This window comes from Streptomyces sp. NPDC052101, assembly GCF_040680235.1.
GTDB lineage: Bacteria > Actinomycetota > Actinomycetes > Streptomycetales > Streptomycetaceae > Streptomyces.
The window spans coordinates 538,217-561,921 of the sequence record NZ_JBFAWH010000002.1; the positions used below are offsets into that span (position 1 = coordinate 538,217).

The window sequence follows — 23,705 nt, forward strand, 5'->3', positions numbered from 1 at the left end:
TCGGTATCCGGGGCCAGGGTCGGCCTTGACGGTCGTGACCGGCGTCCGGCTAATCTCCGGGCTGCGGGGAATTCCTCCCGCCTAAACCGATCGATAAGGAGGGTGGTCGACATGCGCGAAGCTGTTTCCACCGCTGTGCAGAGCACCAACTTCAACCTGAAGAACGAGGTCGTTGCGCTCATTCCTTCCGGTGCCGCCGCCGAGCGTGCCGTGCTGGGCATCCGTGAGCTGGAGGCCTTCCGTGCCGCCGGTTCCTTCGTGCCGGCCTCGAAGCACGGCCTGGAGGTCATCACCGGCGCCAGCTGCGAGACCGGCGCCCAGTAAGGAACAGCCGGGTGGGTCCGTCCTTTCGGACGGCGCCCACCCGGCGCCTTTCCCGGGCGCCCGCCCGCTTTCACCCCGGGCGCCCACCCCGCTTTCATCCCGCACACTCGACGTCGAAGGAAAGTCGAAGGAAAAGGTCATGACCGACACTTCGTCCCGCGCGCTTCCCACGGTTTCCGTTGTGACCTCGCACGGCCGGCAACCACTGAACGGCACAGCCGACGAGCGCCTCATCGACATTCTCAACCGGAATCGCGTCCCGTGGTCCGCGGTCGCCGCCTATGTGGTGCCGGAATCCGGCGGAGACCCGCGTCTCTCGCCCTCGCTCGACCGCACCCTGGCAGAATTCGAGGACGCTTCCGAAATCCTGCTGTACTTCAACCGGAACGTCAATCCGTTCAATTTCTCGATCGAGGACTTCAAGATCATCGAGAGTGACGATCCGGGGGCGGAGGCCACCGAATACGTCTACCAGCGTCTCGACAACGAGTCCGGGACCGCGGAGTCGTTCCTGAAGAAGCTGAGCCCCGAGGAGTGCCGGCAGATCATCGCCGACCGGGTCGGCGACACCGTCCGCGCGCATGTCCCGCAGGGCGCGGACCTGGTCGTCGGCGTCAGCGGCGGCGGCGACAGCAACGCCCTGCTGTACGGCCTGAGCCAGCTGTCCGACCACGGCATCACCGTCCATCCGGTGATCCTCAAGGGCATTCCGGACTGGGACGCCGGTGTGCCCCGGGCGCAGGCCCTGTGCGAGAAGTACGGTCTGGAACTCACCGTCGTCGAGGCCGCCGAGGTCAAGGAGCTGCTGGGCATTCCGGCGGACTCCGTCGATCTGATCGACCGGTTCGAGCGGGAGTTCCAGGGCGACGACTTCGAGTTCCTCGGCACGCTGCTGATCCGGCTCGCGCTCTCCAAGGCCGCCAGGGACATCGGCACCTCGTACATCGCCACCGGGGTGAACCTGGAGGACATCGTCTGCGAGAACCTCTTCCGGGTCACCACCGGCCTGAAGCCGGCCGCGTTCCCGGCCCGGGGGATCGGCGAGACCACGCTCGTGCTGCCGCTGTGGCTGTGCCCCAAGCGCATCATCGACGGCTGCTTCCCGAAGTTCTCGCTGGAGAACTACGACGCCCGCTACCCGTGCTTCTCACTCGGCCGGAACCTGTACTACAGCGTCGTCTACGCGATGCAGTCCCAGTTCCCCGGCTATCTGGAGCAGGTCGCCCGCGGTCTGTCCCAGCTGAGCATGAAGGACCCCGTCGAGTACACGTACAACGAACAGCTCGGCTTCCACGTCGAGCGCACGGTGCCCTTCCCGCTGCTGCGCAGGTTCCAGAAGATGCTCAGCGGCGCGACCGCGTCCGCCGGCTGACGGGCGCGGAACGGTGGGCATGAGCGCGCACTGTGTCGCCGTGGTCGGCGGTGGCCCGATGTGCACGTACGCCCTGGCGCATCTGGCGGCCGTGCTGCCGGACGCGCCGCCGGCCGGGCCGGTGCGGATCGTGGTCCTCGAACGGGGCGGCCGCGCGGGCGCGGGCGAGGTGCACAGCGACGTCCAGCCGCCGACCGGGTATCTCAACCGGGTGGCCGGGCAGATCGCGTTCGCCCCGGACGAGTCGAGCGACCCGCCGCGCAAGCTGCTGCCCGGCGCGCTCAGGCCCACCTTCCAGGAGTGGTGCGCGGCGCGGCACGCCGCCACCGGGCACCCCGATGTCGGCCTGCGCCCGCACGAGGTGCCCAAGCGGTATGTCCACGGGCTCGCGCTGCGCGAGATGTTCCTGGCCTACGCGGACCGGCTGCGGGCGGTCGCCGGCGTCACGGTGGAGGTGCGGGAGGCCGAGGTCACCGCCGTACGCCGCGCGGACGGCGGCCGGGGCACCGGACGGTTCCTGGTCGGCTGCGCCGACGGCGGCGAGCTGCTCGCCGACGAGATCCTGTTCGTCACCGGGCACTCCTGGAACACGCCCGCCCCGGGCAGCGAGGAAGAGCTGCTCGCCGCGCACCCGGGCTATGTGCCCACGCCCTACCCGCAGGCCGAGCGGCTGGCCAAGCCGGCGGTGCCGCCCGGCCGGCCGGTGGCGGTGCGCGGGCTCGGGCTCACCGCGATCGATGTCTTCCTGCAGCTGACCGAGGGCCGCGGCGGCACGTTCGTCGCCGCGCCGGACGCCGCCCCGCACGGCCTGCGGTACGTGCCGGCCGGCCGGGAGCCGTCGGTGATCGTGGCCGTCAGCCCCAGCGGGGTGCCCGTGTCGGGCCGCCCGTTCAACGGCAAGGTCGGCGATCCGGGCCGGCTGGAGCACTCGGGGGAGTTCTTCACCGTCGACGCGGTGCGCACGCTGCGCGCGCGGGTCGGCCTGCCCCTGCCGGACGGGCGCCGGCCGCTCGACTTCGACCGGCATCTGTTCCCGCTCGTCGCCCTGGAGATGGCCTGGGTGCACCACCGCACCCTGCGCGACGAGGCGGCCGTACGACGGCTGCGCGCGGCGGTGGAGCCGGCGCACCGGAGCTTCCTGGCCGGGCACGGGCCGTGGGGGGAGGAGGGGGCTGACGCGTTGATCGCGGCGCTCGAGGCACCGCTCGCCGCGGCGGAGCCCGGCCGGTTCGACCGGTTCGACTGGCGGGCCCTGCTCGACCCGCTGCCCGCCTCCTCGGCCCGGCCGGGCGACGACGGCGCGGACTGGGCCCGGCGCACCGCCCGCTATCTGCGCCAGGACCACCTCGACGCCCTGGAGGGCAATCTGCGCAGCGCCGTCAAGGCGGCCTGCGACGGCGTCTGGCGGGATCTGCGGGCCGTGTTCGGCGAGGCCGTGGACTTCGGCGGGCTCACCCCCGACTCCCACCGCCGCTTCGCGCGCACCCATCTGCGCCACTACAACCGGCTGTCCAACGGGGCCGGCCTGGAGCCGATGCGCAAGGTGCTCGCGCTGCTCGACGCCGGGCTGCTCGACCTGTCGGTGGGGCCGCGGCCCACGGTGCGCCCGGCCGGGGACGGCACCGGCGGTTTCAGGGTGACGGGCGGCCGGACCGGGGCCGTGCGCCGGGTCGATGCGGTGGTCGAGGGACGGGTCCACCCCTTCGACCCGCGCCGTGACGTACGGCCGCTGTACCGCTCGCTGCTGGAGGCCGGCCTGGTGCGGCTGTGGCGCAACCGGGGGCCGGCGGGCACCGACGACCATGTGCCGGGCGCGCTGGACCTCACCGACCGCTTCCACCCCGTCCTTCCCGACGGCTCCTGCGAACCCCGGCTGACGTTCCTCGGCGCGCCCGCCGAGGGGCTGCGGGTCTTCCAGCAGAGCGCCGCACGCCCGTATGCCAACAGCTCGGTGCTCGCGGTCGCCGCGGACTGGGCGGAGGAGGCGGCCGAGCGGATGCCCCGCCCGGCGGCACCCCGATTCCCCACGCAGTAAGGATGGTTGACGCGTTGACTCGGCACTCCCCCATGAGGCTCGGGGCCTTCCTGTACCCGACCGGCTATCACGTGGCGGCCTGGCGCCACCCCGGCGTGCCCGCCGACGCGGGGGTGAACTTCGCGCACTACGCCGAACTCGCCCGGACCGCCGAACGCGGCACCCTGGACTTCCTGTTCCTGCCGGACAGTTCCGCGATGCGCGGCGCCGACCTGCCGGAGCTGAGCCGTGCCGCGATCCGGTACGTGGCCCAGTTCGAGCCGCTCACGCTGCTGGGCGCGCTGGCCGCGGTCACCGAGCGGATCGGGCTGACCGCCACGGTCTCCTCCACCTACAACGAGCCGTACCACACGGCGCGGAAGATCGCCTCGCTGGACCACATCAGCGGGGGCCGGGCCGGCTGGAACCTGGTGACCTCCCAGAACCCGTACGAGGCCTACAACTTCGGCCTGCCCGAACACCCCGAGCACGCCGCCCGCTACCGCCGGGCGCACGAGTTCGCCGAGGTCGTCAAGGGGCTGTGGGACACCTGGAGCGACGACGCCTGGGTGCGGGACAAGGACTCCGGCCGCTTCTTCGACCCGGAGCGGATCCGGCCCCTGGACCACCGGGGCGAGCACTTCTCGGTGCGGGGGCCGCTGAACGTGCCGCGCGGCCCGCAGGGGCACCCGGTGACCCTCCAGGCGGGCTCCTCCGAGGCCGGCCGCGAGCTGGCGGCCGCCACCGCCGACGTGGTGTTCACCGCGCAGCACGACAAGGACGACGTACGGGCCTTCACCGAGGACGTGCGGGCGCGCGCCGGTAAGTACGGCCGTGACCCGTCCTCCGTGCTGGTCATGGCCGGGGTCTTCCCGTTCGTGGGCCGTACCCGGGCCGAGGCCGAGGAGAAGCGGGAGCGGCTGCAGGACCTGATCGACCCCGAGGTGGGGCTCGCCCTGCTGCAGAGCGAGCTGGGCCATGCCGACCTCTCGGGTTGCGACCTGGACGGGCCGCTCCCCGAGCTGCCGCCGTCCGACTCGGGCCGCAGCAGAGGGGATCTGCTGGCGCGGATGGCGGCCGACGACGGGCTCAGCATCCGGCAGCTCTACAAGCGGGTGGCCGGCTCCCGGGGGCACCGGCAGGTGGTGGGCACGGCGGAGTCGGTCGCCGACGAGCTGACGGACTGGTACGAGAGCGGAGTGGTCGACGGCTTCGTGGTGATGCCGCCGTCGCTGCCCGACGGCCTGGCCGACTTCGTCGACCTCGTGGTGCCCGAGCTGCGGCGCCGCGGGCTGTTCCGCACCGCGTACGAGGGCAGGACGCTCCGCGACCACCTCGGTCTGCACAGGCCGGTCCGGTGACCGGGCGCGACGAGCGGGCGGCGGCCGGCTTCGAGACGGCGGCCCGGCGCGCCCGGCTGACCGTGCCCGCCGACTGGCGGGCCGGCGCCGTCGCCGCATACGCCGAACTCATGGCACTCACCGACCAGTTGCGCGACCCCACCCGACCACCCGGACACGAACCCTCAGCCGTGTACCGCATCACCGCGGAGGACGACGATGAGTGAGCGGGAACCGCACGAACTGCCCGTCGCCGAGGCCGGCGCCGCCCTGCGTGCGGGTCGGCTGACCTCGACCGAGCTGACCCGGCACACGCTGGCCCGGATCGCCGTGGCCGACCCGGTGCTGCACGCCTTCGTGACCGTCACCGAGGAGCGGGCGCTCAAGGACGCCGACCGCGCCGACCACGAGCTGGCGGCCGGGCTCGACCGGGGCCCGCTGCACGGCATCCCCTACGCCCTGAAGGACATCTTCGACACCCGGGGCATCCGCACCACGAGCCACTCCCGGCTGATGGCGGAGCATGTGCCGGACGAGGACGCCGAGGTCGAGTCGCGACTGCGGGCCGGCGGGGCGGTCCTGGTCGGCAAGCTGGCCACGCACGAGTTCGCCCTCGGCGGCCCGAGCCCCGAACTGCCCTTCCCGCCCGCCCGCAACCCCTGGCACACCGACCACTTCACCGGCGCGTCCTCCTCGGGTGCGGGCGCGGCCGTGGCGGCGGGGCTGGTCCGGGTCGCCATCGGCTCCGACACCAGTGGGTCGGTGCGCGGCCCGGCCTGCCACTGCGGCACCGTGGGCCTGAAGCCGACCTACGGCCTGGTGTCCCGGCGTGGCGCGTTCCCGCTGTCGTACGCGCTGGACCACATCGGTCCGCTCGGCTGGACCGTCGCGGACACCGCCATCGCCACCCAGGTCATCGCCGGGTACGACCCGCGCGACCCGGGCAGTGCGCGGCGGCCGGTGCCGGATCTGACGGCCGGCCTGGGACAGGGCGTGAGCGGGCTGCGTATCGCCTACTCGCCCTCCTGGTTCCGGGACGACCCGGCGACCTCGCCGGAGGTCACGGCGGCCATCGAAGGGATACTGGCGGAACTGGCCGGGCGCGGCGCCTCGGTGCACGAGGTGGGGCCGCCGCCGTACGGGCGGTTCAACGCCTGCGGGCGGGTCATCATGGCCGCCGAGGCGTACGCGATCCACGAGGCCGACCTCAGGGAGCGGCCCGGCGCCTACGGCCGCTACACCTACCAGCGGATCGCGCCGGGGGCCGGGCTGAGCGCGGCCGACCTGGTGCAGGCGTACCGGCTGCGGCAGGAGCTGGCCGACGACGTGCGGCGCACGGTCTTCGACCGGTACGACGTGTGGGTGACCGCGACCGGGCTCGCCCCGGCGCCCCGGCTGGACGCCTTCCCGCTCGACTGGCCGCCGCCGCGCGAGCTGACTGCCATGCAGACCATTCCCTTCAACGTCACCGGCCATCCGGCGCTCGCCCTGCCCGCCGGCCTGTCCGCGACCGGGCTGCCGCTGGGCATGCAGATCGCGGGCCGGCCCTTCGACGAGGCGACGGTGCTGCGGGTGGGCGCGACGGTGGAGGCGATCACCCGGCACCCGGACCGCAGACCGGCCGGTGGAAACGGCCGGTTGAACCGGGCGGTTGAAACAGGCGGCTGAACCGGCCGGTTGAAACGGGCGGCTGAACCGGCCGGCCCCCGGCGAGGTCAGGCCTCGGTCAGCCAGCCGGACTCCAGCAGGGCGTCGAAGAGCCGGGCCGTGGTGGCCGCATCCAGGGGGCGGCGCAGACCGTACGAGGTCTCGGTGACGATCCGCGCGCGGTCCCGGACGCCGTCGGCGCGGATGGCGAGGTTGAACAGCACCGACAGATGGTGCTTGTCCTCGGCGATCATCCCCCCGAGCACCGAGCGGGTGGCGGGCGGGAGTTCGCCGAGCATGGCCCGCAGGTTGAGCGGCCCCTGCCAGCGCCGGCGCACCGGGCGGCCGGCCGCGGCGGGGCCGCCCACGGCGGCGAGCGTGCGGGCCTCGGCCGGCGGCGCCCCGGCGGCGAGCGCCCGCAGGGCCGTGTTCCGGCGCGCCACATGGTCCGTCAGGCCCCGTGCCCAGGCGCCGTCCGCGCCGCCGGCGTCCCGGACCAGGCGGGCCGCCGCCTCCTGCTCGCGCCGGCACCAGCGCTCCACCACGGCCGTCCGCTCGGCCGGGTCCGGCCCGTCCGAGGCGAGAAGGTGGGCCAGGGCGGCACCGGCCGCGCAGGAGCGGGCCATCTCCACGGGGGAGACCTTGTCCGGGGAGTCACCGGCCGAGTGGTTGAACCGGTCGGCCGGATGGCAGAACTGGACGGCGGGGCGGTCCACCGAGGGGTCGGCGTACAGCGCGTGGTCGGAGAAGCCGAGGAACGGGGACGGCCGCCAGCTGCCCGGGCTGTCGGCGGTGGCCGCGAACACCTGCTCCACCACGTGCTCCGCGAGCGGCGCGAGCAGGGTCGGTGTGGTCTCCGGCGGCCGCTCGACGACGAACGGCGAGCGGCACAGCGCCTGGTCCTCGCCGACCATGTCCAGGTTGACCAGCGCCGCCGGCAGACCGCCGCCGCCGGGCCGGCAACGCCCGTGCAGCAGCGCCGCGTTGCCGAGGAACTCCGCGCCCCAGAAGAACCTGATCGGGCGCCGGGTGCCGTAGCGGGCGTCCGCCCGGCGCAGCCGGGCCAGGGCGCCGGCGATGCCGAGCAGCGCCGACACCCCGGAGGCGTTGTCGTTGGAGCCGGGGCGCGGATGGCACAGATGCCCGGTGAGCCAGATCTCCTCCGCGTCCTCGTCGCCCGGCAGCACCCCGCTCACCAGCGGCATGGCCGCCGTCCGGTCCACGCTGACCTCGGCGTGCGCGAGGGCGCCCCGGTCCGCGGCGGCCGCGGCCCGCCGGAACATCTCGGGGGTGAGGCTGAAGCCGAACAGGGCGCTGTCCGGGGGCAGTTCGATCCGGCCGGTGTGCGGTGCGGCCTCGGTGCCCTTCCACGGCGCGTCCGTGACGAGACCGAGCGCGCCCGCCGCGGTCAGCTCGGCCGGCAGCGAGCCCCGTACGAAGGCCGCCCGGTCCACCAGCGCGATCCCCCCGGCCACGGCGGCACCGACCGGGTCGTCGCCGCGCACCGGGACCAGCGGGGCGAGGACGCCGCCCTTCGGGGTGGCGGCGGAGTAGGTCGCCACGGTGAACGGCTGCTCGGCATGGTCGGTGTGCAGCACCGCCGCGGTGTCCGTGCCGGGGCCGGCGTACACGGTCAGCCGGGCGGCGAGCGGGGTCCAAGAGACCGGCGCGCGGAAGGTCCACCAGTGCGGTTCGCCGTCGGCGGGGAAGCGCCGTACGCCCACGTCCGCGAGGCCGGCCTTCTCGGCGGCCTCGGCGACGATCCGCGCCGCACGCTCCAGTCCGAGGGAGGCCTGGTAGCGGTCGTGGGCGCTCACCCGGGCGACATGGCCCATGACGTCGTCGATGCGCACAGCGCGCAGGAACGGCCGCACCGGAGAATCCTCTGAAAACCGTGAATCACCCATGGAATATGCTCCGAAAAAGTCGGCTCGATTGTCGGAGTTCCTATCCATACCGCGCACGACCAGGCCTCGACAATCGCAAAGTTGTCTCATGTCGTACGCGCTTTTCCATGAGCACCGAAGTCAGCCCACCCCATCGAGATCGTGACTGACCTGCATGAACGTCAACTCGCTCATCGTTTTCCGGTAGTTGACTGTCTCATGTGGACCTTGACGGGATCACCGGCCGGCTTGTTGCATTCCCGTTGTCAGAAACCATTCCCGATTCTCCATGAGGGAGGTGAATGTAATGCGCAAGTACGTCAAGCCGGCTGCCAAGGAGGTCACCTCCGGCACCGTTCTGAAGATGGTCGTCTGAGTGTCCTCGGACGACGCCCCTTGCCGCGCCCGGCACCGTCCGGGCGCGGCATGCCGGGCCCCGAAACCGACGTGGAACCAGTCTCCGCAGCGAGCGAGGTAGAGGTATGTGTGGCCTGTCCGGCATTGCCCGGGTCGACGGCCGTCCCGTGGACGGGGAAGCGGACGCCCTGCTCCGCCGGATGGCACGCGCGGTGGCCCACCGGGGCCCCGACGACGAGACCTACTTCCGCTCCGGCCCGCTCGGCCTGGGCTTCGTCCGGCTGTCGCTGGTCGACCCGGAGGGCGGTGCCCAGCCGCTCGCCACCGACGACGGCGCCCTGGTGCTCATCGCCAACGGCGAGATCTACAACCACCGGGAGCTGGCGGCCACGCTGCCCGCCGGCACCCGGCTGCGCACCCGCTCGGACTGCGAGGTGCTGCTCCATCTCTACCGCCGCGACGGCCTGCGCTTCCTCGACCGGGTGCGCGGCATGTTCTCGCTGGTGCTGTGGGACCGCGACCGCGGCCGTCTGCTGTTCGCCCGCGACCGGTTCGGCATCAAGCCGCTCTTCTACCACCTCGATCGCGAGCGGGTCGTCTTCGCGTCGGAGATCAAGGCGCTGTTCGAGGACCCCGCCTGCCCGCGCGCGCTCGACTGGGACGCGGCCCTGGGCGACCAGCTGCTCAGCATGGCACCGGTGACCGACGACAGCCCGGCCCACTCCTGGTTCAAGGACATCGAGCTGGTGCCCGCCGCGTCGATCGTCACGCTCGATCTCACCGACGGCTCCCGCTCCACCCACCGCTACTGGGACTTCCCCTCCTACGACGGCGACGCGGCCGCCTCCGAAACACAACTCGTCGCCGACTACGGCCGGTTGCTGGCCGAGAGCGTCCAGGAGTGCCAGATGGCCGACGTCGGGATCGGTCTCTTCCTCAGCGGCGGCATCGACTCGGCGGCGGTTGCGGCACTCGCCTCGCTGAAGCCGCGCACGTTCACCGCGCTCAACGGCAGCACCCTCGCCAACGGCGACGCGGAGTCCGCGCACCACATCGCCCGCGTCCTGGGCCTGGCCAACCACCAGGTGCTGCTGGACACCGCGCACACCCCCTCGGCCGAGGAGTGGAAGCGGCACCTGTGGCTGCTGGAAACGCCGCTCGCGGGTCCCGAGACGTTCTACAAGTACGAGATGTACCGCTACGTCGGCGCACACGCGCCCGAGATCAAGGCCATGCTGCTGGGCGGCGGAGCCGACGAATTCAACGGCGGCTACTCCAGGACCATGGCGGGCGGCGGCGAGTGGCCCGACTTCGTGCGCAATGTCGCCGGCCTCGGCACCGCCCGGGACCGCGCCGTACGCCCCGACCTCGGCACCTGGTGGGACGCGTCCGGCCGCTCGATGGTCAGCGCCCGCTATCTGCGCCAGGCGGCGGGCCGGCCCGCGAACGACCCGTACACGGAGCTGTTCCGCTGGAAGTACCGCGATGTGCAGCTCTACAACTGCTGGCACGAGGACCGCACCGCGGCCGGCAACGGCATCGAGGCCCGGGTGCCCTTCCTCGACCACCGGCTGATCGAGCTGGTGGCCGCCGTACCGGAGCCGCTGCGGGCGAGCCTGGTGTGGGACAAGCAGATCCTGCGCCGGGCCATGGTGGGCATCCTGCCGCCCGAGATGGTCGACCGCCCCAAGGGCCCCTTCTTCTACGGCAGCGGCGAACACCTCACCCACCGCACATTCCTGCGGATGCTCGCCCAGAACGGCGACCGGCTGCTGGAGGAGGCGCTCAGCTCCGACGCGGCCCGCCACCATCTGGACGCCGACCAGGTCCGCGCCCAGCTGCGCCGGCTGGAGCACGACCCGTCGGCCGGCCATGTGGAGCTGCTGCTGCGCGTGGTCAACCTCGGGCTGCTGGAGCGGATGACCGCCGACCTGCCCACCCCGCACGTCACCTCCCGCAGGGCACCGGTGCCGCAGGGCGTCCCGGTGACCGACTGGGCCGCCGAGCGCGAGGCCGTCGAGGCGCGCGTGCTGCGCCACGCCGAGGTCGCGCCGGAACAGGTGCTGGAGCTGCCCGGACACATCCTGCTGCTGCACTCCGCCGACGCGCCGGCCCTCTGGTACCTCGTGGTCGACGGCGCCGTCGAGTACGTGGTGGACGAGCTGGAGAACCCCGGCTGGCTGCGCCTCCTGCACGCCGTGGACGGCAAGCAGTCCTACGGCGAGCTGCTCGCCGGGCTCGGCGTCGACGGCGTCGACGGCGCCGCCGTGGCCCCGCTGGTCGCCGAGGCGCTGGAGCTGGGACTGCTGTCGTCGGTGGTGCGCGCGGAATGACCGGGCGCGGCCCGGTGCGGGGCCCGGACGCCACCCTGGTGCACGGCCCCTGGGAAGCGCCGGCGGTGAAGGCGGCCCTGCTCGGCCGCCTGGAGCACCTGGAGGGCCTCGGGCTGCTGCCCGCCGACCACCGGGCGGTGCTGTGCGTGGGCTCGGTCGCCCGCGGCTGGGCCAACGACGGCAGCGACTGCGACCTCAACGTGGTGGCCGCCGGCCCCTGGTACGGGCCGTCCGTGCGCACCATCCCGGTGCCGCTGCGGCCGCCGTCGGTGCCCGCGGCGGTGGAGTACCTCGACGGACGGCGGTGGGAGATCAAGTACTGGCTCGACGCCCAGGTCGACCAGATGCTGGCGAAGGTGTCCTGGGACCGGTTCGAGGAGCGCTCCCTGGCGTCCGACGTGCTGACCGAGACCGAGGAGCTGTTCCTGGAGCGGCTGGCCACCTGCCTCACGCTCAGCGGCACCTCATGGGTCCGCGGCCGCCGGCTGGAGCTGGGCGCGACCGCGTTCCGGGCGTTCGTGACGACGCGTTCGCTCATCGAGGCCGACGCCTCGATCGAGGACGCGCTGGGCCAGCTGGCCGCCGACGACATCGACAGCGCCGTGCTGTCGGCACGCAAGGCGTTCGGGCATGTGGTGGACGCGCTGCTGGAGAGCCACGGGGCGTTCGGCTCCCGCCTGCCCAAATGGCGGGCCCGGCGCTTTGTCGAGGTGCGGCCCCGGCAGCTGTCGTACGAGGACTACTGGGCGGTGGAGACCATGCGCGACCTCCCCCAGGACCGGCCCGGGGGCTGGGTGACCCGGGTCGTGCGGCTGTGCAGAGATCTGTCGACCGACGTGGAGATCCACTGATGATGGGGGATACGGACTTATGGGGGACACGGAATTGCAGCCGGGCAGCGTGGTGCGCCGCCGGATGGAGGCCCGCACCCGCAAGTACCGCGGCAAGCTGTACATCGCCGTGCAGGACCAGGCCCTGGAGCTGGACGAGATCGCACAGGCCGTCTTCCGCCGCATCGACGGCACGTCGACGCTGCGCGAGGTCGCGGCCGGGCTCGCACAGGAGTACGGCGTCCCGGCCGACGAGGCCACCACCGACACCGTGGACTTCGCCGGCCAGCTGCTCGCGCACGGGGTCGTGGAGGTCGTGGCGTGAGCGGGCTGGCGCGCGCGGACCGCCCGGGGAGGGGTACGGCATGTGCGGGACCGTAGGGATGTTCGTCGGCTGCTCGGCCCTGTCCTACTGTCCCCGGCGACTGCTGCGCGCACCCTCGCCGGACCCCGAGCCGCCGGAGGAGCCCGGGGAGCCCGGGCAGGACGACGAGTCCGGCGAACCGGGGCCGTACCGCAGCCCCTTCCGCAGCTGGTACGAGCGCTCCAGCGTGCGCAGCGCACCCAGGCGGCTGCTCGCCGCCGAGTCCGGGGGCGACAGTCCGGCGCCGTGGCTGTTCCCGCCCGACCTGGTGCCGGTGACCCGGCACCCCCTGGTCCGGGGCCTGCCCGGGGCGCAGTTCGAGCAGATCCTCGTCCAGCACCTGTACCGGTACCTGGACTTCACCGCGAAGCTCGAATACCTGGTCGTCAACCGCACGGTGCTCGGTATCGCACACGGCTCGGTGGGTGTCCCGGTGCCCGAGGAGATGCGCCTCGACGCCTACAAGATGTACTGCGACGAGGCGTACCACGCGCTGTTCTCCGCGGATCTCGCCGCCCAGGTGCACCGGAGAACCGGCATGCCCGCCCGGCTGCCCGAGGAGCCCTTCTTCCTGCGCCGCCTGAACGGGCTGCTGGCCGAACTGCCCACCGCCGACCGGGCGTTGGCCGAGCTGCTGTTCGTGATCGTCTCGGAGACCCTGATCTCGGCGAGCCTCGCCGAGGTGCCGCGGCACGACGCGGTCGCCCCGGCCGTCACCGGCACGATCCGCGACCACGCCGTCGACGAGGGCCGCCACCACGCCTACTTCGCGCACTTCCTGCACCTGCTGTGGGCCCGCCTGGAACCGGCGGAACGGCGAACGGCGGGCCGGCTGGTGCCCTCCCTGATGGACGCCTTCCTGCGGCCCGACCTCGACGCCCTGCGCACGGAACTCGCCGGGTACGACCTGACGAGGGACGAGGTGGAGCAGGTCGCCGCCGAGGTGTACACCCCCGAGGTGCTCGGCGAGCACGCCCGCGCCACCTCCCAGCAGACCCGGCGCTACTTCCGCGACCTCGGCGCCTTCGACACCGCCCGGGCCCAGGACGAACTGGCGGCATACGGGCTGCTCGGCTGAGCCGCCCCCCCCGATACGGGCTGCTCGACCGAGCCGCCCCCCTGATACGGGCCGCTCCACCGAGTCGTTCCCCTGCCGTGAAGACCGACGGGCGGGGCCGGGAGAAGCGCTCCCCGGTCCCGCCCGTCGCCCTGTGCGGGGATCCGCCCGTCAGCCGGCCGTCACCGCGGCCGCCCGGCGGGTCAGCAGCGGCTCCTCGCCCTGACGGACGGTGCGCTCGGTCACGGTCACCCGCACCACGTCCTCCAGCGACGGCACGTCGTACATGACCGGCATCAGCGCCTCGTCGAGGATGGCGCGCAGCCCGCGCGCACCGGTGCCCCGGCTGATCGCCTGGTCGGCCACCGCCCGCAGCGCCCCGGGCTCGAAGACCAGCTCCACGCCGTCCAGCCGCAGCAGCCTGCGGTACTGGCGCACCAGGGCGTTCTTCGGCTCGGTGAGGATGCGCAGCAAGGCGTCCCGGTCCAGTTCGGACACCGAGGTGACCATCGGCAGCCGGCCGATCAGCTCGGGGATCATCCCGAACCTCACCAGGTCCTCGGGGGTCACCCGGTCGAAGAGGCCGTCCGCCGCGCTCTCCTGCCGGGACCGCACGCTGCCGCCGAAGCCGATGCCCTGGGCCCCGGTCCGCGCCTCGATGATCTTCTCCAGCCCCGCGAAGGCACCGCCGACGATGAAGAGGATGTGCGAGGTGTCGATCTGGATGCCCTCCTGGGCGGTGCGGCTGCGGCTGCCCGCGACCGCGCCGGTCCCCCGCCCCGGCGGGGCGACGGTCACCACCGAGCCTTCGAGCACCTTCAGCAGGGCCTGCTGCACGCCCTCGCCGGAGACATCACGTGAGACAGCCGGACCCTCGCCCCGGCGGGCGATCTTGTCGATCTCGTCGATGTAGACGATGCCGGTCTCCGCCCGGCGCGGATCGTGGTCGGCGGCCTGGATCAGCTTCATCAGCAGCGCGTCCACGTCCTCGCCCACATAGCCCGCCTCGGTGAGGCCGGTGGCGTCGGCGACGGCGAAGGGGACGTCGAGAATCCGGGCCAGTGTCTGGGTGAGCAGGGTCTTTCCCGAGCCGGTGGGGCCCAGCAGCAGGATGTTGGACTTCGCCAGTTCGACCTCGTCGTCGTCGCCCGCGGCACCGCCGCGGACCCGCTTGTAATGGTTGTACACGGCGACGGAAAGCGACTTCTTGGCCCGCTCCTGGCCCACTACATAAGTGTCCAGAAATGCCCGTATCTCACGTGGCTTCGGAAGTCCTGCGGCGAGACCCTCCGGCGATGCGCCATTTCTCGCTTCCGTGACCACTTCCGCGCACAGATCGACACAGCCGTCGCAGATGTGCACGCCCGGTCCGGAGACGATCTTCAAGACTTCTTCTTGTCTCTTCTCGCAGAACGAGCAGGTGAGTTGCGAGCCAGGGGCACGGACAGCCGTCATCAGGTGAACTCCTTCGTACGATTCGCGAAAAGCCGGGATGCGCGGAACTCGCCCAACCGCCGGGTAACAAAAATCAATTGAGTAGCGGGCCGCTCAATCGGCGAGGCCGGGTTGCGAATAGTGAGACGTCCGTCGCACGGCTGGCGCAACTCTGGCAGGATGTGGCCGGGTTAATCAATGCGTCGAGTTAATCAATGCGTCCGAGGAGTCACATGACCGCGGTATCCCGAGTCATAGCCCGTGAAATCGTCGACAGCCGTGGGAATCCCACCGTCGAGGTCGATGTCACCCTCGACGACGGCTCGTTCGGCCGTGCCGCGGTGCCGTCGGGTGCGTCGACCGGCGCGGGCGAGGCCGTCGAACTGCGTGACGGCGACAGCTCCCGGTTCCACGGCAAGGGTGTCCGCAAGGCCGTCGACGCGGTCAACGGGCCCATCGCCGAGGCGCTGCGCGGCCTGGAGGCCGAGGACCAGTCCCTCGTCGACGAGACGATGATCGAGCTGGACGCCACGGCCGACAAGGGCGCCCTCGGCGCCAACGCGATCCTCGGTGTCTCGCTCGCCACGGTGAAGGCGGCCGCCGCGGCCCACCGGCTCCCGCTGTACCGCTACGTCGGCGGTGTCGGCGCCCGCACCCTGCCGGTGCCGATGATGAACATCGTCAACGGCGGCGCCCACGCCGACAACCCGATCGACTTCCAGGAGTTCATGATCGCTCCGGTCGGCGCGGCGAACTTCGCCGAGGCCGTACGGATGGGCTCCGAGGTCTTCCACACCCTGCGCAAGGCGCTGGCGGAGGCCGGTCACAACACCAACGTCGGTGACGAGGGCGGCTTCGCGCCCAACCTGCGCTCCGCCGACGAGGCCCTCGGCTTCGTGGTCCGCGCCATCGAGCAGACGGGCTACGCCCCGGGCGAGGACATCGTCCTCGTGCTCGACCCGGCCACCTCGGAGTTCTTCCACGACGGGGTGTACGACTACGCGGGCGAGGGCGTGAAGCGCTCGGTCGAGGAGCACATCGCCTACCTCACCGAGCTGGTCTCCCGCTACCCGATCGCCTCCATCGAGGACGCGATGGCCGAGGACGACATCGAGGGGTGGCAGCAGGTCACCGCCGAGCTGGGCGGCCGGATCCAGCTCACCGGCGACGACGTGTTCTGCACCGACGTGAAGCGGCTGCGGGAGGGCATCCAGGGCGGCTACGCCAACTCCATCCTGATCAAGGTCAACCAGATCGGCACGCTCACCGAGACCCTCACCACCGTGGAGACCGCGCACAAGGCCGCGTACACCGCGGTGATGTCGCACCGGTCCGGCGAGACCGAGGACACCACGATCGCCGACCTGGCGGTGGCCACCAACTGCGGCCAGATCAAGACCGGTTCGCTCTCCCGCTCGGACCGCACGTCCAAGTACAACCAGCTCATCCGGATCGAGGAGGAGCTGGGCTCGCAGGCCGTCTACCCCGGCAGCAGCGTGCTGCGCGTGCGCTGACGCCGGCCCTCGGCCGGTCCTCCGCCGACCTGCGGGGCGGGCGCGGCGTGCGCCCGCCCCGTGCCCTACCCGCACCGGAAGGCGCTGCCGCCCACCATGCCCCTGGCCATCGGTTCGTACGAGAAACTGCGCGACCTGTCCGACGCCTCCGGTCTGCTCAACCTCGCCTGGACCCAGGACGAGCGGCAGCTGCTGGACGCGGACGTCATGGCGGTCGTCGCGCGGGAACTGACCGCCGAGGTCGCCGAGGAGCTGCCGTACGCCGGTGACTACATGGTCAAGGACCCCTACGGCGAAGGGGCGCTCGGCCCCGTGGTCGCCGACTTCTTCGGCCGGCCCGGCTGGACCGCCTCGGTGACCTGCGGCGCCGGTGTCGGACCGCTGCTGCATGCGCTGAGCCTGCTGGCCGCGGGCGGCACGGTGGAGGTCCTGACCGACGTCTACCCCGACTACCCCCACTGGGTGGCCAGGGCCGGCGGGCGCACGGTGCCCTTCGGCTCCGGGCCGCCCGGTGACGTACTTCTGCTGGAGCGTCCCGCGCTCGCCGACGACCGCTTCGCCGGTCTCGACGCGGTGCGCGAGCTGGCCGCGGACGCGGCGCGGCGGGGCGCGCTGGTGCTGGTCGACGAGTCCAACGCCAACTACTGCCCGGCACGGTTCAGCGCGGCGAACCTCGCCGGTGACCTGCCCAACCTGATCGTGGTGCGCGGCCTGTCCAAGGCCTACGGCCTGGGCGGAGTGCGCCTCGGCTACTGCGTGGCGTCCGCCGCGCTGACCTCGGCGGTGCGCGGCGCGGTGGCCCCGCTCGGCGCGTCCTCGCTGTCGCTGCGCATCGGACGCCGGATCCTCGGGCTCGGCGACGTGACGTCCGGGTTGCGGGACGGCATCGCGCGGAACAAACCGTATGTACGGGACCTGCTGGCCGCCGCCGGGGTGCCCGAGCCGGTCGCGGCGGCGGACGGACTGCCCTATGTGCTCTTCCCCCGCGACCCGCAGGCGGCCGTGGACTCGCTCGCGTCCCGCGGTGTCCAGGGCAAGCTGCAGCCGGTGTGGTCGGCGCGGACCGGCGCCCTCGTCCCGGTGGGCCGGCTCAGCGTGCCGCTGGCGTCCCACCGGCTGGCAGACCTGGAGTCCCGCCTGGCCAACAGATAGCCTAGGTTTCCGAACACGGTTCAGCACTGCCGAACGCTACTAACTCATAAGGAACAGCCTGGTGGTTGAGTCGGTCAAGCGTGCCGTCCGCATACTGCGCGAGCTGACGGCCGAGCCGCGGCTCGGCGTCACCGAGCTGGCCGAGCGCATCGGCGTCTCGAAGTCAGCCGTGCACGGCCTGCTGCGCACCCTGGAGTCCGAGGGCCTGGTGGGGCAGGACCCGGAGTCCGGCAAGTACCGCCTCGGCCCGGCCCTGGTCACCTTCGGCAACGCCTACCTGGACATGCACGAGCTGCGCACCCGCTCCGTGACCTGGTCCGATCTGCTGGCCGGCCGCACCGGTGAGGCCGTCTGGGTCGGCGTGCTGATCAAAAACGAGGTGATGGTCGTCCATCACGCGCTGCGCCCGCAGGGCGGGGTGCAGGCGCTGGAGACCGGAGCCACGCTGCCCTGGAACGCGAGCGCCCTCGGCAAGGCCATCGTGGCCTTCTCCGCCGCCGAGCTGCGCGAACGCGCCCTGGCCGGCCCCCTGGGCGCGCTCACCGGTCGCACCGTGACCGAACCGGCCGAGCTGTCCGCCCAGTTGGAGCGGGCCCAGGAGGTCGGCTACGCGCTGGAGAGCCAGGAGTCGACCCTCGGGGACGCCGGGATCGCCGCGCCCGTCTTCGACCGCACCGGTGCCGTCGCGGGCGCCATCGGGCTGGTCGGCCCGGTCGAGCGGCTGCTCGCGGAGCCCGGCCGCGAGGCCCACGCCATCGCGACGCGCGAGACCGCGCGCAACCTCTCGCGCGAGCTGGGGGCCTTCCGCGTCGGCTGCCGCCAGACGACGTACTGAAGCACCCGGACTCCCCCCGGCTGTTCGAGGGGTGGACCCTCCCTTGACACCCCGGATCACGGAAACCTAACTTTCCCGAGGCGTTCAGTGATACAGAACACTGTTCTTGGGTGATGCAGACCACACGGACGCGACAGGGGAGTTGTTCAGGGTAGGGGGATGTCCTGAAGAAGTTGATCAACAGTGCTGGGGCTGCTGAGGGCGCGCGAACCGATGACCAAAGACGCAACGGAGGACGACCGTTGGACCCCGCGCGAATACGCGACTGGCTGTGCACGACGGCACGGCTCATCGACGAGGAGAAGGACCGGCTGACCGACCTGGACTCGGCCGTCGGCGACGGCGACCACGGCGTGAACATGCAACGGGGGTTCACCGCGGTGGCGCACTCCCTTCGGGAGGGCGGGCCGGACGACATGACGGCGGGACAGCTTCTGGTCCTCGCGGGCAACACCCTCGTCTCGACCCTCGGCGGGGCTTCCGGACCGCTGTTCGGCAGCTCCTTCCGGGCCCTGGGCAAGGCACTCGACTCCCCCGGGACCGGTGCCGACGACCACCGGCTGGCGGCCGCCCTGGCCGCCGCCCGTGACAGCATCCAGCGCCTGGGCGCCGCCCAGCCGGGCGACAAGACCCTGTACGACGCCTACGGGCCGGCCGCCGACGCGTTCGCCCGCGAGGCCGAGGCCGGCGCCGGTCTCGCCGCCTGCGCGCGGGCCGCGGCCGCCGCCGCCGCCGAGGGCGCCCGCGCCACCGAGCCGATGCAGGCCCGCCGCGGCCGCGCCTCCTATCTCGGCCTGCGCAGCATCGGCCACCAGGACCCGGGCGCGGCCTCGACCGCACTGGTCTTCCGCGCCCTCGCGACCGCCCTGGAGGCCAAGTGACCAGGTACGCCCACCGCGTCGCCCCGCTGCACCGCGCGGCCGCTCCCGGCACCGCCCGCCACCCCGAGGCCCCGGCGCCGTACCCGCAGGCCCAGAGCCCGGCGCCGTACCCGCAGACATCCGCCACGACGCCCGGCGCGGGCCGCTTCGCCTGGCTCGCCCCGATGGCACTGTGGCCGCTGGCCCGCCCGCACCTCCCGCGTGCCGCGGTGCGCCCGCAGGGCGGCGGCACCCAACGCGCCGACGACGAGGCGATGTTCGCCGCGATCGTGTACGTCCTGGTGAGCGGGGTGCCCTGGCGTGCGCTGCCGAAGTCGTTCGCCGTGTCCTGGCAGAACACCCATCGCCGTTTCACGCAGTGGAGCGACGCCGGCCTGTGGGACCGCATCCGCGAGTCGTCCCGCAGACAGCAGATGCCGCGCCCCACCCGGCAGTGGGCCGACATCATCGGCGCGCTGGCCGAGGAGCGGCTGAACCGCACCCCGCCCGCCGTCGAGCGGGCACCGCGGGCCGCACGGCACGGCGAGGGCCTCAAGCCCCGCATGCGGCTGCACCAGCCGGGCGACCTCACCGTCCGCCTGTTCGGCCCGGCCCGCGCCCCGGTCGAGGCGGCGGGCCAGGCGCTGCGCCGCGCCCAGTGAACCCCCGCCGACCGGTGACGTCCCGGGCCTGGCCGACACCGCCGGAGGAGCCCCCGGACCCGGCCCCCCGCCCGAGCAGATCCGATCCGAGCCGATCCGAGCCGAGCCGCTCCCGTCCGAGCCGCTCCGCTCCGGGTACGTCCGACCGCGAGCGTGGCCGGTCTCCGGCACCGGACGCGCCGCCGCTGTCCGTCACCGACTTCCGCGGCCGGCTGGAGCGGGTGATGGCCGAGCACCCGGCACGGCACGTCGTCGTACTCGCGCTCGACGGCGTCAACCTCGAAGTCGCTCGCGCCTGCTGGCCATCGGCCGACCTCCGGCTGATGCGCTCGGTGAGCCCGACCACCTCCTCGGCCTGCTGGCTCAGCTCCCTGACCGGCCTCGCCGTGACCGACCACGCGGTGCCCGGAGTCGTCTTCCGCGCCCCCTCGGGCCACCCCCGACTGGTCACCTTCCTCGACTACGACGGTGCGGACCTGACCCCGGCCACCGACACCGTCTTCTCCGACGCCGCCCGCCACGGCCGTACCCCGCTCGCGGTGCTCGGCGACATGGAGCACTACGGCTCGGCCTGGCGCGACGCCCTGCTCAGGCACGCCCACCCGGTCGCGGGCCACTCCTTCTACACCCTGGACGGCACCTACCGCCCGCGGCCGCCCGCCGAGGTGGCCGCACGCGTGCGCACCGCGGTCGAGGAGACCCTCGCCCGGCACGGCACCCGGCAACCCTGTCTCCTCTGGTGCTACGTCGAGGTCGACCAGCATGTGCACCGGCACGGGTACGACGGCCACACCGCCGAAGTCCTCACCGCGCTCGGCGAGTTCGCCGAGGCGCTGGCCGCGCGGGACGTCGTGGTGGTGGCCCACGCCGACCACGGCCTGGTGCCCACGGTGCACGACCCCGCCCTCGCCGGTCTGCTCGACGACATGGGACAGCGGCACGGGTTCACGATGGGCGGCGCCGGACGCATGCGCTGGCTGTATCCCGAACGCCGGGCCGGCGGCGCCGAGGTGACCGCGCGACTGCGCGAGGCGCTGCCCTCCGATGTGCGCGTGCTGCCCGCGGACCGGGTCTTCGCGCCCGGCTCGGCCGCCCGCGCCCGGGTCGGCGACATCCTGCTCGTGGCCGAGGGGGAGCGGTTCCTCACCGACCCGGCCTACCGCTACGACCACGGCTCTTTCGCCCCCGAAGAGACCGACACCCCCTTTGCCCTGTGGCGCTGATCCGGCGCGCCAATTGGCCCAACCACCCCGTCTCACGTGGTAGTTGACGTCCCGAGCGGCTGTCCCTGACGCTGAGGCGCCAATCGACCCAGGAGGAAGAACGATGAGTGCCAGCCTGACCGGCTGCCTCGAGGAGATGGACCGCCGCGGGCTCATACCGGCCGACTGCCTCGCCGTGTGCTGCGTGGGCTCGGTCGCCCGCGGCTGGTCCAACGAGACCAGCGACTACGACTTCAACGTCGTCTCCTCCAGCCCGTGGACCGGCGAGAGCGCCCGTACCGTCCCCGTGCCACTGGACCCCGGTCATGTCCCCGCGATCGTGCTGCACGTGAACGACCGCCGCTGGGAGATCAAGTACTGGCTCGACAGCCAGGTCCGGCAGATGATCGACAAGGTCGGCTGGGAGCAGTTCGAGGCCGGCGGCTCCACCGCCCGGGCGCTGATCGACGCCGAGGAGCTGTTCCTGGAGCGGATGAGCACCTGTCTCACCCTCAGCGGGGCGGCCTGGGCCGAGGAGTGCCGGCGCCGGGTCGAGGAGTCCGCCTTCCGGGCCTTCGTGACCACCCGCTCGCTCGCCGAGGCCGACTCCTCCATCGAGGACGCCGTCGGCCAACTGGCCGCCGGGGACGTCGACAGCGCGGTGCTGTCCGCCCGCAAGGCGCTCGGGCACACCGTGGACGCGCTGCTGGAGAGCGAGGGCAACTTCGGCTCGCGCACCCCGAAGTGGCGGGCCCGCCGGTTCCGCGAGGCGCAGCCCAAGGCGCTGTCGTTCGACGAGTACTGGGCCCTGGAGACGATGCGGTCCTTCGACCCCGAGCAGCCCCGGACCTGGGCGAACCTCGTCATCCAGCGCTGCCGGGACCTGACCATGGAGGTGGAGATCTCATGACCGCGCCCCAGGACGTCAAGCCGCTCGACCCGGCGGCGGACCGGCCGCGCTACGCCTCTGCGTTCTGGCGGTACTGGACGGCGTCCACGATCAGCGGCGTCGGCGACGCGATCACCACCGTCGCACTGCCCCTGGTGGCCGTCAGCGTGCTGCACGCCTCCAGCCTCCAGGTCAGTTTCCTGACCGCAGCCCAGTACGCCGCCTGGCTCGCGATCGGCCTGCCCGCCGGGGTGATCGTGCAGCGCCTGCCGCTGCGGGGCACCCAGGTCGCGATGGACCTGATCCGGGCGGCCGCGCTGCTGTCGGTGCCAGTGGCGGCCGCGTTCGGCGTGCTGCACCTGGCCCAGCTGGTCCTGGTGGCCCTGGTGATCGGGCTTGCGACCGTGGTGTTCGACGTGGGCAACTCCACGTTCCTGCCGTCGGTCGTCAGCAAGGAGGAGCTGACCGCCCGCAACAGCCTGACCTCCGCCTCGGCGTCAGCCACCCAACTGGGCGGTCCCTCGCTGGGCGGTGTGCTCGTGCAGCTCCTCGGCGGCGCCTTCACCCTCGTCTTCGACGTCGTCAGCTATGCGGTCTCCGCGGTGCTGCTGCGCAGCCTGCCCCGGCCGGCCACGGCCCGGCCCGAGGCACGAGGCCAGTCGATGCAGGCGCAGATCAAGGAAGGCTGGCGGTTCGTCACCCGCCACCCGGTCATCCGCCCCTGCGTCGCCGCCGCCACCCTGGCCAACTTCACCTGCGGCGCCTTCATGGCGCTGCTCCCGGTCTTCCTGGTGCGCACGCTGCACGCGCCGGCCGGGCTCGTCGGTGTGCTGATCGCCACGGAGGGGCTCGGCAGTCTCCTCGGCGCCACGCTCACCCCGCGGCTCGCCGGCCGTATCGGCAGCGCCCGCACCATCCTGGCCACCACCCTGTTCGGCGCGTCCGCCGCCCTGCTGATGCCGCTCGCGGGAAGCGGCTGGGGGCTGCTGCCGTTCGCGCTCGGGAACCTGTGCTTCGGCTCCTCCATCGTCGTGCTCAGCATCCTCACCCGCACCCACCGGCAGACGGTCACCCCGACCGGGCTGCTGCCCCGGGTGATGGCCACGGTCCGGTTCATCTCCTGGGGAGCGGTGCCGTTCGGCGCGCTCACCGCGGGCGCCACGGCCGGCGCCCTCGGCAACCGGCAGGCGCTGTGGCTGATCTGCGCGATCGCCTTCCTGACCCCGCTCGCCGTGTGGACCAGCGCCATCCGCCGGATGCGCGACCTGACGTGAACCCACGCGCCGGTCTCTCCATCCGGACCCCGTCCGTGAGATAGCTCACCGGCGGGGCCGGGTGGGGTCCATCGCCCGACTGTGCGCTCCCTCACACACGCGGGCACAACGAGAAACGGGCCCCTGCTGGTGACTTCCGTCACCAGCAGAGACCCGTTCCATCGGTTTCTCTGTGCGCGAGGGGGGAGTTGAACCCCCACGCCCTTGCGGGCACTGGAACCTGAATCCAGCGCGTCTGCCTATTCCGCCACCCGCGCATTGGGTGTGTCTTCCGGCTTCGGCCCTTTCGGGCTGGCCCCTTCCGACATCCAGAACATTAGCACGTCGTACGGGGTGGGTTCACATCCCTTCCCCTGCCC

Annotated in this window: 20 protein-coding genes and 1 tRNA gene; 18 read left to right on the forward strand and 3 right to left on the reverse strand. The window is 72.6% G+C overall.

Annotated elements, in window-relative coordinates; all coding sequences use genetic code 11:
- Positions 1 to 111: 111 nt before the first annotated feature.
- The 6 genes from AB0L75_RS06065 (at position 112) to AB0L75_RS06090 (ending at position 6,718) form a co-directional block, all read left to right on the forward strand.
- A complete protein-coding gene (locus AB0L75_RS06065; protein ID WP_365175805.1) occupies positions 112 to 324 on the forward strand; it encodes a hypothetical protein in 213 nt (70 codons plus the stop codon).
- Positions 325 to 463: 139 nt separating this feature from the next.
- A complete protein-coding gene (locus AB0L75_RS06070; protein ID WP_365175807.1) occupies positions 464 to 1,696 on the forward strand; it encodes a hypothetical protein in 1,233 nt (410 codons plus the stop codon).
- A 19-nt stretch (positions 1,697 to 1,715) separates the two neighbouring features.
- A complete protein-coding gene (locus AB0L75_RS06075) occupies positions 1,716 to 3,731 on the forward strand; it encodes an FAD/NAD(P)-binding protein (RefSeq protein ID WP_365175809.1) in 2,016 nt (671 codons plus the stop codon).
- Between the two features lie 32 nt (positions 3,732 to 3,763).
- Positions 3,764 to 5,071: an LLM class flavin-dependent oxidoreductase gene (locus AB0L75_RS06080; protein ID WP_365175811.1), complete on the forward strand. Its 1,308-nt coding sequence runs from the start codon at positions 3,764 to 3,766 to the stop codon at positions 5,069 to 5,071.
- Positions 5,068 to 5,277 carry a hypothetical protein gene (locus AB0L75_RS06085; RefSeq protein ID WP_365175813.1) on the forward strand — a complete coding sequence of 70 codons (210 nt, stop codon included), beginning with the start codon at positions 5,068 to 5,070 and terminating at the stop codon, positions 5,275 to 5,277. Before AB0L75_RS06080 ends, AB0L75_RS06085 begins: the two co-directional genes overlap by 4 nt.
- Positions 5,270 to 6,718: an amidase gene (locus AB0L75_RS06090; RefSeq protein ID WP_365175815.1), complete on the forward strand. Its 1,449-nt coding sequence runs from the start codon at positions 5,270 to 5,272 to the stop codon at positions 6,716 to 6,718. The genes AB0L75_RS06085 and AB0L75_RS06090 overlap by 8 nt, the downstream gene beginning before the upstream one ends.
- A 47-nt stretch (positions 6,719 to 6,765) precedes the next feature.
- Here the strand turns inward: AB0L75_RS06090 and AB0L75_RS06095 are convergent, their stop codons facing one another.
- A complete protein-coding gene (locus AB0L75_RS06095) occupies positions 6,766 to 8,571 on the reverse strand; it encodes a M28 family peptidase (RefSeq protein WP_365175817.1) in 1,806 nt (601 codons plus the stop codon).
- 494 nt (positions 8,572 to 9,065) lie between these two features.
- On the opposite strand from AB0L75_RS06095, the gene asnB reads away from it, so the two are divergent.
- The 4 genes from asnB to AB0L75_RS06115 are packed head-to-tail and all read left to right on the forward strand — an operon-like array spanning position 9,066 to position 13,545.
- The gene (gene asnB, locus AB0L75_RS06100; RefSeq protein WP_365175819.1) at positions 9,066 to 11,273 is read left to right on the forward strand and encodes an asparagine synthase (glutamine-hydrolyzing); all 2,208 of its coding nucleotides are present in this window, start codon (positions 9,066 to 9,068) and stop codon (positions 11,271 to 11,273) included.
- Positions 11,270 to 12,124, forward strand: a complete 855-nt coding sequence (locus AB0L75_RS06105; RefSeq protein ID WP_365175821.1) for a hypothetical protein — start codon at positions 11,270 to 11,272, stop codon at positions 12,122 to 12,124. The genes asnB and AB0L75_RS06105 overlap by 4 nt, the downstream gene beginning before the upstream one ends.
- 19 nt (positions 12,125 to 12,143) lie before the next feature.
- Complete coding sequence (locus tag AB0L75_RS06110; protein WP_365175823.1) at positions 12,144 to 12,428, forward strand: PqqD family protein; 285 nt, start codon at positions 12,144 to 12,146, stop codon at positions 12,426 to 12,428.
- Positions 12,429 to 12,468: 40 nt separating this feature from the next.
- Positions 12,469 to 13,545, forward strand: a complete 1,077-nt coding sequence (locus tag AB0L75_RS06115) for a diiron oxygenase (protein ID WP_365175825.1) — start codon at positions 12,469 to 12,471, stop codon at positions 13,543 to 13,545.
- A gap of 150 nt (positions 13,546 to 13,695) precedes the next feature.
- Here AB0L75_RS06115 and clpX read toward each other — a convergent pair whose 3' ends face one another.
- A complete protein-coding gene (gene clpX / locus AB0L75_RS06120) occupies positions 13,696 to 14,979 on the reverse strand; it encodes an ATP-dependent Clp protease ATP-binding subunit ClpX (protein WP_365175827.1) in 1,284 nt (427 codons plus the stop codon).
- Positions 14,980 to 15,191: 212 nt separating this feature from the next.
- Between clpX and eno the strand changes: the two genes are divergently transcribed.
- The 8 genes from eno to AB0L75_RS06160 all read left to right on the forward strand — a co-directional run bounded on the left by eno (position 15,192) and on the right by AB0L75_RS06160 (position 23,346).
- A complete protein-coding gene (eno, locus tag AB0L75_RS06125) occupies positions 15,192 to 16,472 on the forward strand; it encodes a phosphopyruvate hydratase (protein WP_365175829.1) in 1,281 nt (426 codons plus the stop codon).
- Positions 16,473 to 16,532: 60 nt separating this feature from the next.
- Positions 16,533 to 17,624: an aminotransferase class I/II-fold pyridoxal phosphate-dependent enzyme gene (locus AB0L75_RS06130; protein ID WP_365175831.1), complete on the forward strand. Its 1,092-nt coding sequence runs from the start codon at positions 16,533 to 16,535 to the stop codon at positions 17,622 to 17,624.
- 61 nt (positions 17,625 to 17,685) lie between these two features.
- Positions 17,686 to 18,459, forward strand: a complete 774-nt coding sequence (locus AB0L75_RS06135) for an IclR family transcriptional regulator (RefSeq protein ID WP_365175833.1) — start codon at positions 17,686 to 17,688, stop codon at positions 18,457 to 18,459.
- A 242-nt stretch (positions 18,460 to 18,701) separates the two neighbouring features.
- Entirely contained in the window at positions 18,702 to 19,340 is a 639-nt protein-coding gene (gene dhaL, locus AB0L75_RS06140; RefSeq protein ID WP_365175835.1) for a dihydroxyacetone kinase subunit DhaL, read from the forward strand.
- Positions 19,337 to 19,981, forward strand: a complete 645-nt coding sequence (locus tag AB0L75_RS06145) for a transposase (RefSeq protein ID WP_365175837.1) — start codon at positions 19,337 to 19,339, stop codon at positions 19,979 to 19,981. The genes dhaL and AB0L75_RS06145 overlap by 4 nt, the downstream gene beginning before the upstream one ends.
- Before the next feature lie 224 nt (positions 19,982 to 20,205).
- Positions 20,206 to 21,204, forward strand: a complete 999-nt coding sequence (locus AB0L75_RS06150) for an alkaline phosphatase family protein (RefSeq protein ID WP_365175839.1) — start codon at positions 20,206 to 20,208, stop codon at positions 21,202 to 21,204.
- Positions 21,205 to 21,307: 103 nt separating this feature from the next.
- The gene (locus AB0L75_RS06155) at positions 21,308 to 22,093 is read left to right on the forward strand and encodes a nucleotidyltransferase domain-containing protein (RefSeq protein ID WP_365175841.1); all 786 of its coding nucleotides are present in this window, start codon (positions 21,308 to 21,310) and stop codon (positions 22,091 to 22,093) included.
- Positions 22,090 to 23,346 carry an MFS transporter gene (locus AB0L75_RS06160; RefSeq protein ID WP_365175843.1) on the forward strand — a complete coding sequence of 419 codons (1,257 nt, stop codon included), beginning with the start codon at positions 22,090 to 22,092 and terminating at the stop codon, positions 23,344 to 23,346. The genes AB0L75_RS06155 and AB0L75_RS06160 overlap by 4 nt, the downstream gene beginning before the upstream one ends.
- 173 nt (positions 23,347 to 23,519) lie before the next feature.
- On the opposite strand, the gene AB0L75_RS06165 is transcribed toward AB0L75_RS06160, so the two are convergent.
- A tRNA-Leu gene (locus AB0L75_RS06165) sits at positions 23,520 to 23,603 on the reverse strand.
- Between the last annotated feature and the right edge of the window lie 102 nt (positions 23,604 to 23,705).